Origin of the sequence: Pseudomonas sp. (genome assembly GCF_028293835.1) — a bacterium.
GTDB lineage: Bacteria > Pseudomonadota > Gammaproteobacteria > Pseudomonadales > Pseudomonadaceae > Aquipseudomonas.
Window position 1 is genome coordinate 1 of the sequence record NZ_JAQGNX010000085.1, and the last position, 11,495, is coordinate 11,495.

14 protein-coding genes are annotated in these 11,495 nt (G+C 53.8%); all 14 read left to right on the top strand.

All coding sequences use genetic code 11. The annotated features are described in order from the left end of the window. Positions 1 to 65 precede the first annotated feature (65 nt). On the top strand, positions 66 to 200 hold the full coding sequence (rpmH, locus tag JWR17_RS10605) for a 50S ribosomal protein L34 (RefSeq protein ID WP_002551315.1): 135 nt from the start codon (positions 66 to 68) through the stop codon (positions 198 to 200). A 16-nt stretch (positions 201 to 216) separates the two neighbouring features. Further along, positions 217 to 618 (top strand): ribonuclease P protein component, encoded by a 402-nt coding sequence (rnpA, locus tag JWR17_RS10610; RefSeq protein WP_299830939.1) that lies wholly within the window; start codon positions 217 to 219, stop codon positions 616 to 618. Next, entirely contained in the window at positions 611 to 856 is a 246-nt protein-coding gene (gene yidD / locus JWR17_RS10615; protein ID WP_299830942.1) for a membrane protein insertion efficiency factor YidD, read from the top strand. Before rnpA ends, yidD begins: the two co-directional genes overlap by 8 nt. Positions 857 to 858: 2 nt before the next feature. Further along, on the top strand, positions 859 to 2,538 hold the full coding sequence (yidC, locus tag JWR17_RS10620; protein ID WP_299830943.1) for a membrane protein insertase YidC: 1,680 nt from the start codon (positions 859 to 861) through the stop codon (positions 2,536 to 2,538). 94 nt (positions 2,539 to 2,632) lie between these two features. Then, positions 2,633 to 4,003, top strand: a complete 1,371-nt coding sequence (gene mnmE / locus JWR17_RS10625) for a tRNA uridine-5-carboxymethylaminomethyl(34) synthesis GTPase MnmE (RefSeq protein WP_299830945.1) — start codon at positions 2,633 to 2,635, stop codon at positions 4,001 to 4,003. A gap of 488 nt (positions 4,004 to 4,491) precedes the next feature. Further along, a complete protein-coding gene (gene mnmG, locus JWR17_RS10630) occupies positions 4,492 to 6,384 on the top strand; it encodes a tRNA uridine-5-carboxymethylaminomethyl(34) synthesis enzyme MnmG (RefSeq protein ID WP_299830947.1) in 1,893 nt (630 codons plus the stop codon). A gap of 5 nt (positions 6,385 to 6,389) precedes the next feature. Further along, entirely contained in the window at positions 6,390 to 7,025 is a 636-nt protein-coding gene (gene rsmG / locus JWR17_RS10635) for a 16S rRNA (guanine(527)-N(7))-methyltransferase RsmG (RefSeq protein WP_299830958.1), read from the top strand. Between the two features lie 18 nt (positions 7,026 to 7,043). After that, positions 7,044 to 7,835 carry a ParA family protein gene (locus tag JWR17_RS10640; protein WP_299830948.1) on the top strand — a complete coding sequence of 264 codons (792 nt, stop codon included), beginning with the start codon at positions 7,044 to 7,046 and terminating at the stop codon, positions 7,833 to 7,835. Between the two features lie 9 nt (positions 7,836 to 7,844). Beyond that, on the top strand, positions 7,845 to 8,717 hold the full coding sequence (locus tag JWR17_RS10645) for a ParB/RepB/Spo0J family partition protein (RefSeq protein WP_299830950.1): 873 nt from the start codon (positions 7,845 to 7,847) through the stop codon (positions 8,715 to 8,717). A 146-nt stretch (positions 8,718 to 8,863) separates the two neighbouring features. Further along, the gene (locus JWR17_RS10650; RefSeq protein ID WP_299830952.1) at positions 8,864 to 9,271 is read left to right on the top strand and encodes a F0F1 ATP synthase subunit I; all 408 of its coding nucleotides are present in this window, start codon (positions 8,864 to 8,866) and stop codon (positions 9,269 to 9,271) included. Positions 9,272 to 9,287: 16 nt separating this feature from the next. Next, positions 9,288 to 10,160, top strand: a complete 873-nt coding sequence (gene atpB / locus JWR17_RS10655; RefSeq protein WP_299830954.1) for a F0F1 ATP synthase subunit A — start codon at positions 9,288 to 9,290, stop codon at positions 10,158 to 10,160. A 134-nt stretch (positions 10,161 to 10,294) separates the two neighbouring features. Next, entirely contained in the window at positions 10,295 to 10,552 is a 258-nt protein-coding gene (gene atpE / locus JWR17_RS10660) for a F0F1 ATP synthase subunit C (protein WP_002555987.1), read from the top strand. A gap of 57 nt (positions 10,553 to 10,609) precedes the next feature. Then, positions 10,610 to 11,080: a F0F1 ATP synthase subunit B gene (locus JWR17_RS10665; RefSeq protein WP_299830955.1), complete on the top strand. Its 471-nt coding sequence runs from the start codon at positions 10,610 to 10,612 to the stop codon at positions 11,078 to 11,080. 12 nt (positions 11,081 to 11,092) lie between these two features. Further along, positions 11,093 to 11,495, top strand: a 403-nt coding sequence (locus JWR17_RS10670) for a F0F1 ATP synthase subunit delta (RefSeq protein ID WP_299830957.1), incomplete at its 3' end; no start/stop codon positions are given.

Below are 11,495 nucleotides of genomic sequence, written 5' to 3' on the forward strand. Positions count from 1 at the left end.
AGAATCCCCGGTCTCTTAAAACGGGGGCCATTCCGGCCCGTTGTGGACGAACCAGGTAACACGCCATGAAACGTACTTTCCAACCCAGCACTATCAAGCGCGCCCGCACCCACGGTTTCCGTGCACGCATGGCTACCAAAAACGGCCGTGCCGTTCTGTCGCGTCGCCGCGCCAAAGGCCGTAAGCGTCTGGCAGTTTGATAAACCGGTACGGGTGGTGAGTCAGGACTTCAGTCGGGAAAAGCGTTTGCTGACACCCCGGCATTTCAAGGCAGTCTTTGACTCCCCCACCGGTAAGGTTCCGGGGAAAAATCTCCTGCTCCTTGCGCGTAACAACGACCTGGATCATCCCCGCTTGGGGTTAGTGATCGGTAAAAAGAGCGTCAAACTCTCCGTTGAACGCAATCGCTTGAAACGCCTAATGCGCGAATCATTTCGCCAGCACCAGGATGATCTGGTTGGCTGGGATATCGTAATTGTCGCGCGCAAAGGTTTGGGTGAAGTAGAAAACCCCGAATTGATTCAGCATTTTGGCAAACTCTGGAAACGCCTGGCACGCAGCCGGCCGGCTTCAGCGGTTAAAACCGAAACTGTAGGGGTAGACAGTTCAGATGCGTAAGCTGGCACTCGTTCCGATCCAGTTCTATCGCTATGCCATTAGCCCGCTAATGGCCAGTCACTGTCGTTTCTACCCCAGCTGTTCCTGCTACGCGTATGAAGCCATCGAAAGTCATGGCCTTCTACGCGGTGGCTGGCTGACCTTTCGTCGTTTAGGTCGCTGTCATCCGTGGAATGCCGGTGGTTATGACCCGGTTCCACCTGTTCCCACCTCCCGTTCCTCTTCGATGGCCGAGTAATCATGGATATTAAACGCACGATCCTGATCGCCGCACTGGCAATCGTGACTTATGTCGGGGTTCTGAAATGGAACCAAGACTACGGTCAGGCTGCCCTGCCGACTCAGAATGTTGCTGCCAGCACTACCGCACCGGTCATTCCGGATACGGCGCTGAGTTCAAATGCGTCTGCAAGTGCCGATGTTCCTAGTGCCAACGGTGAAACCGCTGCACCTATAGAAACGCCAGTCGTTACCAGCAAAGATCTCATCCAGGTAAAAACAGATGTTCTTAATCTGGAAATCGACCCGGTGGGTGGTGACATTGCTCAGTTGCGTCTTCCTCTGTATCCACGTCGTCAAGATCACCCGGAGATTCCGTTTCAGCTGTTCGACAACGGCGGCGAACGTATTTATCTCGCGCAAAGCGGGCTGACCGGCGCAAACGGTCCTGACGCTCGACCAGCAGGTCGACCTGTTTACACCAGTTCGCAGAAAACCTATCAAATGGCCGATGGCCAGAGCGATTTGGTTGTCGATCTGAAGTTTGCTGACAAGGGCGTCAATTACATCAAGCGCTTTTCATTCAAGCGCGGCCTGTATGACTTGAAGGTCACTTACCTGATTGATAACCAGAGCGGCCAGCCATGGGCTGGTAACCTGTTTGCTCAGTTAAAACGTGATGCAAGTGGTGATCCTTCATCGACCACCGCAACCGGAACGGCGACTTATTTGGGCGCTGCGCTGGGAACTCCAGCGGAACCGTACAAAAAAGTATCGATGAAAGACATCGATAAAGCGTCGCTGAAAGAGACTGTACAAGGTGGTTGGGTTGCCTGGTTGCAGCATTATTTCGTAACCGCGTGGATTCCAAACAAGTCCGACAGCAATGTCGTACAGACTCGTAAAGACTCTCAAGGCAATTACATCATCGGTTTTACCGGTCCGGCACTGTCCGTCGCTGCTGGTGCAACAGGTGAAGCAACTGCCACGTTGTATGCAGGCCCTAAAAGCCAGGCTGTGCTGAAAGAGTTATCCCCAGGTCTTGAACTGACTGTGGATTACGGCATTCTCTGGTTCATTGCCCAACCGATTTTCTGGCTGCTGCAACATATCCACAGCCTGGTGGGTAACTGGGGCTTCTCGATTATCTTCTTGACCATGTTGATCAAGGGGCTGTTTTTTCCGCTCTCCGCCGCCAGCTACAAATCCATGGCGCGCATGCGAGCTGTAGCACCGAAACTGGCTGCTCTGAAAGAACAACATGGCGATGACCGGCAGAAAATGTCGCAGTCGATGATGGAGCTGTACAAGAAAGAGAAGATCAACCCGTTGGGTGGTTGCTTGCCGATTGTTGTGCAGATGCCGGTGTTCCTCTCGCTGTACTGGGTTCTCCTGGAAAGCGTGGAAATGCGTCAGGCTCCGTTCATCCTCTGGATCACTGACCTGTCGATCAAAGACCCGTTCTTCATCCTGCCGATCATCATGGGCGCAACCATGTTTATCCAGCAGCGATTGAACCCGACTCCGCCAGATCCAATGCAAGCAAAAGTGATGAAGCTGATGCCAATCATCTTCACCTTCTTCTTCCTTTGGTTCCCTGCCGGTCTGGTTCTGTATTGGGTCGTCAACAACTGCCTGTCGATTTCGCAGCAGTGGTACATCACGCGTAAGATTGAAGCGGCTACCAAAGCGGCTGCTTGATCTAACTTATGCATACATGTGTATAAGTAGACGTAGTGCAAACGCCCCCTCGTGGGGCGTTTTGCTATCCGCCATTTGTCTAGAGAGCCTGGTTATGAACGTGCTTCGTGAAACCATCGCTGCCATCGCGACTGCCCAAGGAAGAGGTGGCGTAGGCATTGTGCGTATTTCCGGTCCGTTGGCGAGCGCCGCTGCTACCGCAATAATGGGTCGTACGCCCACTCCGCGTTATGCGCATTACGGTCCTTTCAACGATGAAAACGGGGACGTCATCGATGAAGGCATCGCTGTGTACTTCCCCGGTCCACACTCATTTACTGGCGAAGATGTGCTGGAACTGCAGGGGCATGGAGGTCCGATAGTCATGGACATGCTCCTGCAGCGTTGTTTGCAGTTGGGTAGTCGGCTGGCCAGGCCTGGAGAATTCAGTGAGCGAGCCTTTCTCAACGACAAGCTGGACCTTGCCCAAGCGGAGGCGATTGCCGATCTGATTGAAGCCAGCTCTGCACAAGCTGCGCGCAATGCCGTTCGATCATTGCAGGGCGCTTTTTCCATGCGTGTGGACAACTTGACCGAAAAATTGATAAGCCTGCGTATCTACGTAGAAGCGGCGATCGACTTCCCTGAAGAAGAAATAGACTTCCTTGCCGATGGCCACGTGTTAACGATGCTGGATGCTGTTCGTGAGGAGTTATCCACAGTGCTACGTGAAGCAGGTCAGGGGGCGTTGTTACGGGATGGGATGACCGTAGTGATTGCCGGCAGGCCCAATGCAGGTAAATCCAGCCTGCTTAATGCGTTGGCGGGAAGAGAAGCGGCAATTGTTACTGACATTGCCGGCACCACCCGGGATATTTTGCGTGAACATATCCATATCGATGGCATGCCGTTGCACGTCGTGGACACCGCCGGGTTGCGTGCGACCGATGATAAAGTCGAAAAAATCGGCGTAGAGCGCGCCCTTAAAGCGATCAACGAGGCTGATAGGGTGTTGTTGGTCGTTGATGCGACCGCCCCGGAAGCCAATGACCCCTTTGCCTTGTGGCCCGAGTTTCTTGAACATAGACCGGACCCGGCCAAGGTCACACTGATTCGTAACAAGGCGGACCTCAGCGGAGACGTCATTGCACAAGAACGCAGCGCTGATGGCCACGTCACCATTAGCCTTAGTGCAATGGCTGCGGGCGAAGGCCTGGAATTACTGCGCGATCACCTGAAAGCGTGCATGGGTTATGAGCAGACGTCTGAAAGTAGCTTCAGTGCTCGTAGAAGGCACTTGGAAGCCTTGGGACATGCCAGCGCATCCCTTGAGCACGGCAGGGCTCAACTCACGCTTGCGGGAGCAGGTGAGCTGCTTGCCGAAGATTTACGACAAGCACAGAAATCCTTGGGCGAAATTACCGGTGCATTCAGCTCCGACGACCTTTTGGGTCGAATTTTTTCCAGCTTTTGCATCGGTAAATAACCTCCCCGTCTGAAAAAAAGAGCTACCGAGCGGATTATGTCCGTCTCGGTCGCGTTCTCTTGTCTTTTTTTTGACCAGCTTTGGTTTTTTTACACATTAAGCTCTGTGTATAACTGCCCCTCAGCTAGGTTGATAAGTAGGCCTGAAACCTGAGAATAATCGCGCCTGTGGACAAGTAGTCATTTAATCCACAGGCTTAGACCGGTTATCCACCTTGCTTATTGCCACATGACCACAGGGTTTTGATCCTCTGTACATATTGGTTTTAAAGGGATACAGCGTTCTATCCACAGAAAGGTTGCTCAGTAGAAATAAACATAAAAACAAAGATTTATAAATTTCTTTCTTTTTAATTTCTATAACCGCCAGTCATTCACAGCTGGTCGAATTTTGTGCAACGGGTTCCTTTCAAGGGGGGTAAGTCCTTATACTTGCCGACTGTCCAAATTTTATTTTTCCTGATCTCAAGAGCAGGAACGAGGTGCGTGGTGGATTTCCCTTCCCGTTTTGAAGTGATCGTCATCGGTGGCGGTCATGCCGGTACCGAGGCCGCACTGGCATCAGCACGCATGGGCGCTAAAACCCTATTGCTGACGCACAACGTGGAAACCCTCGGCCAAATGAGCTGTAACCCGGCCATCGGTGGTATCGGCAAAAGCCATTTGGTAAAGGAAATCGACGCCCTTGGCGGCGCCATGGCCATAGCTACCGACAAAGGTGGTATTCAATTTCGGGTGCTGAACAGCCGCAAAGGCCCCGCAGTACGTGCTACTCGTGCCCAAGCTGACCGTATTTTGTATAAGTCCGCTATCCGCGAAATCATTGAAAACCAACCGAACCTGTGGATATTTCAGCAAGCCTGCGATGACTTGATCGTTGAACAGGATCAAGTCCGCGGCGTTGTGACACAAATGGGCTTGCGTATTCTGGCGGATGCCGTGGTATTGACCACTGGCACGTTCCTCGGTGGACTTATCCACATCGGCATGCAGAATTATTCGGGTGGACGCGCAGGTGATCCGCCATCCATCGCGTTGGCTCAACGCTTACGTGAACTGCCACTGCGCGTGGGCCGCCTGAAAACAGGCACGCCACCGCGAATCGATGGCCGTTCCGTGGATTTTTCGGTGATGACCGAACAGCCCGGTGATACGCCAATTCCAGTGATGTCGTTCATGGGCTCCAAGGAACAACATCCTGCCCAGGTCAGTTGCTGGATTACCCACACCAACCCCCGAACCCATGAAATCATCGCGGCCAACCTTGATCGTTCACCGATGTACTCCGGTGTTATCGAGGGGGTTGGCCCACGCTATTGCCCGTCCATCGAAGATAAGATCCATCGTTTCGCGGACAAGGAAAGCCATCAGGTATTCATCGAGCCGGAAGGGTTGAACACCCACGAGCTTTACCCGAACGGTATTTCTACGTCGCTGCCATTTGACGTCCAGTTGCAGGTTGTACGCTCGATTCGCGGCATGGAAAACGCCCATATCGTTCGCCCTGGCTACGCAATCGAATACGACTATTTCGACCCACGTGATTTGAAATACAGCCTTGAGACCAAGGTTATAGGCGGTCTGTTTTTCGCTGGGCAAATCAACGGCACAACGGGCTACGAAGAAGCCGCTGCTCAAGGTTTGCTCGCGGGTACCAACGCGGCATTGCTCGCACAGGGCAAAGAAAGCTGGTGTCCGCGGCGAGATGAGGCGTACATCGGAGTGCTGGTCGACGACTTGATCACCTTGGGCACGCAAGAGCCTTACCGAATGTTCACGTCTCGTGCCGAATACCGTTTGATTCTGCGCGAAGATAACGCGGACCTGCGCCTGACCGAAAAAGGTCGGGCGTTGGGATTGGTCGACGACGAACGCTGGGCCGCGTTTTGCACCAAGCGCGAAAGCATCGAGTTGGAAGAGCAGCGCCTGAAAAGCACGTGGGTGCGTCCGGGTACCGTACAGGGTGATGCGATCTCCGCACATTTCGGTACACCACTGACACACGAATACAATTTGCTGAACCTGTTGACGCGCCCTGAGGTTGATTACGCCAGTCTGATCGCTATCACGGGTGACGGCTGCAGCGACCCCCAAGTGGCCGAGCAAGTGGAAATCAAAACCAAATACGCCGGTTACATTGATCGCCAACAAGACGAGATCGCTCGTCTGCGCGCCAGTGAAGACACTAAATTACCTGCGGATCTCGACTACGTTGGTATTTCCGGCCTGTCGAAAGAAATTCAAGGCAAGCTGGGGATAACTCGTCCAGAAACGCTGGGCCAGGCCTCGCGCATCCCCGGTGTCACCCCGGCAGCAATTTCGCTGTTGATGATTCATTTGAAAAAACGCGGCGCGGGCCGTCAGTTGGAGCAAAGCGCTTGAGTTCTATGGTTACCTCGCAACATGCCCAAGAATTATCCCGTGGCGCTCAGGAACTTGGCGTCGATTTGAGCGAAAGCCAGCACAGCCGACTGCTGGCTTACCTCGCCCTGTTGATAAAATGGAACAAGGCCTACAACCTCACCGCTGTGCGCGACCCGGACGAAATGGTTTCGCGGCATTTGCTCGACAGCTTGAGCGTTGTTCCCTTCATATCGGGTGAACGCTGGCTTGACGTCGGTAGCGGCGGCGGGATGCCGGGCATTCCGCTGGCGATCTTGTTTCCAGAAATGAAAGTCACGGTTCTGGACAGCAACGGTAAAAAAACTCGATTTTTGACTCAAGTGAAGCTTGAGCTGAAGCTGGACAATCTTGAAGTTATCCACAGCCGCGCCGAAACGTTTCAACCTGCATTGCCCTTTACCGGGATTGTGTCCCGAGCGTTCAGTAATCTTGCGGACTTTACGGGTTGGACCCGGCACATGGGCGACACCGATACTCGATGGCTAGCGATGAAAGGCCTGCACCCCGCCGATGAACTGGTAGCATTACCAACAGATTTTCGTCTCGATAGCGCACAAGCCTTGACTGTTCCTGGTTGCCAAGGCCAACGCCATCTGCTGATACTGCGCCGCACGGCATGATTGGGAACACAAGCAAGAATGGCTAAGGTATTCGCGATAGCGAACCAAAAAGGGGGCGTGGGTAAAACCACCACCTGCATCAACCTCGCCGCGTCGCTGGTCGCGACCAAGCGCCGCGTCTTGTTGGTGGATTTAGACCCGCAGGGCAACGCCACTATGGGCAGTGGTGTGGATAAACACGCCCTGGAACATTCGGTGTATGACGTTTTGATCGGAGAGTGTGATTTAACTCAGGCCATGCATTTTTCAGAGCATGGCGGCTATCAATTACTGCCTGCCAACCGAGACCTCACCGCTGCCGAAGTTGTTTTGCTGGAAATGCAAATGAAAGAAAGTCGTCTGCGCAATGCGCTGGCGCCCATCCGCGAGAATTACGATTACATCCTCATCGACTGTCCGCCGTCATTGTCGATGCTTACCTTGAACGCACTGGTCGCAGCCGATGGGGTAATCATTCCCATGCAGTGCGAGTATTTCGCGCTGGAAGGCTTGAGCGACCTTGTGGATAACATCAAGCGTATCGCCGAGTTACTGAATCCTCAGCTCAAAATCGAAGGTCTGTTGCGGACGATGTATGACCCGCGCTTAAGCTTGATCAATGACGTCTCGGATCAACTCAAAGAACACTTTGGCGATCAGCTGTACGACACCGTCATACCGCGCAACATCCGGCTGGCGGAAGCGCCGAGCTTTGGCATGCCCGCGCTGGCGTACGACAAAACATCGCGTGGAGCCTTGGCCTACCTTGCCCTTGCTGGCGAGATGGTTCGTCGTCAACGTCGCAACCCACGTACTGCTCAGGCAACTTAAGGAATCCGCATGGCCGTTAAGAAACGAGGTCTCGGACGTGGGCTGGATGCGCTTCTGAGCAGTCCGACCGTTAGCGCGTTGGAAGAGCAGGCCGTTCAGGCCGATCAACGTGAACTGCAGCATTTGCCCCTTGATCTGATCCAGCGCGGCAAATACCAGCCACGTCGCGACATGGACCCACAAGCGCTTGAAGAACTGGCCCAGTCGATCAAGGCCCAAGGCGTCCTGCAGCCGATTGTGGTACGTCCAATCGCAGGCAATCGTTTTGAGATCATTGCAGGTGAGCGTCGTTGGCGAGCCAGCCAGCAGGCGGGCCTGGAAACAATCCCGTCGATGGTTCGTGACGTTTCGGACGAAACCGCGATTGCCATGGCGCTTATCGAAAACATTCAGCGCGAAGACCTGAATCCGGTCGAAGAGGCCGTAGCGCTACAGCGTCTCCAGCAGGAGTTCCAGTTAACGCAGCAACAAGTGGCCGATGCTGTGGGTAAGTCCCGGGTAACTGTCGCGAACCTGCTACGCTTGATCGCATTGCCCGAAGTCATCAAAACGATGTTGTCCCACGGCGATCTCGAAATGGGTCATGCACGTGCATTACTGGGATTGCCCGAAGAACAGCAGGTTGAGGGGGCGCGACACGTTGTCGCACGGGGCCTCACTGTACGCCAGACCGAAGCGTTGGTTCGCCAGTGGTTGAGTGGCAAACCGGCTACGGTTGAACCTGTTAAAACCGATCCGGACATCAGTCGCCTCGAACAGCGTCTGGCAGAGCGGTTAGGGTCTGCAGTGCAGATTCGCCATGGCCAGAAGGGTAAAGGGCAGCTGGTTATCCGTTATAACTCCCTGGATGAGTTGCAGGGTGTGCTTGCCCACATTCGTTGAAACAAATGCTTTGTAGCGAGTAGTCGGAAATCACTACCTGGCAGTTGAATAGGGGCTTAACCGCCCCTATACTCTGCGCGCATTTTGTCGGCACAATTTATGCCAAGTTATTGATTTTGGCGGCCGACATACCAGGAGCAGCTGTGATGGAAAACCGCACGCAGAAACGCCTGCCGTTCCATCGCCTGGCAGTTTTTCCAGTATTACTGGCCCAATGTGCAGTACTGCTATTGGCAGCGTTGGCGTTATGGCAGTGGCACGGTGTCGTTGCTGGGTACTCAGGCTTGTGTGGGGGTCTGATAGCGTGGCTGCCCAATTTGTATTTTGCTCATAAAGCATTCCGGTTTACGGGTGCCAGGGCAGCGCAAGCCATCGTCCGGTCTTTTTATGCTGGCGAGGCGGGCAAACTAATTTTGACGGCAGTGCTTTTTGCGCTGACGTTTGCAGGTGTTAAACCATTGGCGCCGCTGGCTGTATTTGGCGTTTTCATGTTGATCCAACTGGTCAACTGGTTTTCCCCCCTGCTTATGAGAACAAGACTTTCGAGACCTTAGGGCGTTTGAGGCAACCATGGCATCAGAGCAAACAGCTTCGGCATATATCCAGCACCACCTGCAGAATTTGACCTTTGGTCATTTGCCAACCAGTGGTTGGGGTTTTGCTCATGACGCGGCGCAAGCCAAGGAAATGGGGTTTTGGGCTTTCCACGTTGACACCCTTGGCTGGTCGGTCGCATTGGGGCTGATCTTCATTCTGATCTTCCGCATGGCCGCCAAAAAGGCAACGTCAGGGCAGCCTGGCGCCTTGCAGAACTTCGTTGAAGTGCTGATCGAGTTCGTTGACGGCAGCGTGAAGGACAGTTTCCACGGACGCAGTGCGGTCATCGCGCCATTGGCGCTGACCATTTTCGTCTGGGTGTTCTTGATGAACGCGGTTGACCTTGTACCGGTCGACTGGATTCCTCACTTGGCGATGCTCGCTACTGGCGACTCACACATTCCGTTCCGTGCCGTATCGACGACTGATCCAAATGCTACCTTGGGCATGGCCCTGTCGGTATTCGCGCTGATCATTTTCTACAGCATAAAGGTCAAGGGCGTCGGCGGCTTTATCGGCGAAATGACTCTGCACCCGTTTGGCAGCAAGAACATTTTCCTGCAAGCGCTGCTGATTCCGGTGAACTTCCTGCTCGAATTCGTGACGTTGATTGCCAAGCCTATTTCGTTGGCACTGCGTCTGTTTGGCAACATGTATGCCGGCGAGCTGGTGTTCATCCTGATCGCAGTCATGTTTGGCAGTGGTCTGCTCTGGCTTAGTGGCCTGGGCGTAGTGCTGCAATGGGCGTGGGCTGTATTCCACATCCTGATCATCACCCTGCAAGCGTTCATCTTCATGATGCTTACCATTGTCTATTTGTCGATGGCTCACGAAGAAAACCATTAAGACCCGCCTGGCGCGACTTGATGACCCTTCCGTCTTGGCGGTCGGGTGCCCGCAAGGGCTGATGTGAACAAGTTTGTTTTACCGCTTTAAATCTAAAAAACCTAACCAATACGACGTAAAAGTCGGGAGGAAAGATGGAAACTGTAGTTGGTCTAACTGCTATCGCTGTTGCACTGCTGATCGGCCTGGGCGCACTGGGTACCGCAATCGGTTTTGGCCTGTTGGGTGGCAAGTTCCTGGAAGGCGCCGCGCGTCAACCAGAAATGGTCCCAATGCTTCAGGTTAAAATGTTCATCGTTGCCGGTCTGCTTGATGCCGTGACCATGATCGGTGTTGGTATCGCTTTGTTCTTCACCTTTGCGAACCCCTTCGTTGGTCAACTCGCTGGCTAATCTCTCGAATTGTCGAGTGGATTGGTGTGATGGACAACGAACGAGCGAGGTGTTGGCGTGAACATTAATGCAACCCTGATTGGTCAGTCCGTTGCGTTCTTCATTTTTGTACTGTTTTGCATGAAGTTCGTGTGGCCTCCGGTCATCGCTGCTTTGCACGAACGTCAGAAGAAGATCGCGGATGGGCTTGACGCTGCTACACGAGCAACTCGCGACCTGGAGTTGGCCCAAGATAAAGTGGGTCATCAACTGCGTGAAGCGAAGGCTCAAGCAGCAGAGATCATTGAGCAAGCCAAGAAACGCGGTACTCAGATTGTCGACGAAGCCCGTGAACAGGCCGTTGTCGAAGCTGACCGTGTGAAGGCTCAGGCTCGGACCGAGATCGAACTGGAACTGAACGGCGTCAAAGACGCGCTGCGCGCCCAATTGGGTAGCTTGGCGGTCAACGGCGCGGAGAAGATCCTGGGTGCCACAATCGATCAAAACGCGCACGCGGAGCTGGTTAATAAACTGGCTGCTGAAATTTAAGCGAGGGCGATCATGGCAGAACTGACCACGTTGGCCCGACCTTACGCTAAGGCAGCCTTCGAGCACGCACAGGCCCACCAGCAACTGGCCAATTGGTCAGCCATGCTTGGCCTGGCTGCAGCTGTGTCGCAAGACGACACAATGCAGCGGATGCTGAAGGCACCGCGACTGACGAGCGCAGACAAGGCCACCACTTTTTTAGAAGTGTGTGGCGACAAGTTTGATGTCAAGGCACAGAATTTCATTCACGTCGTTGCTGAAAACGACCGTCTCCTGCTTTTGCCGGAGATCGCCGAACTGTTCGAGCTGTACAAGGCAGAGCAGGAAAAATCGGTCGATGTGGATGTCACCAGTGCTTTTGCATTGAACGAAGAACAGCAAGACAAACTCGCCAAGGTTCTCAGTGCACGGCTCG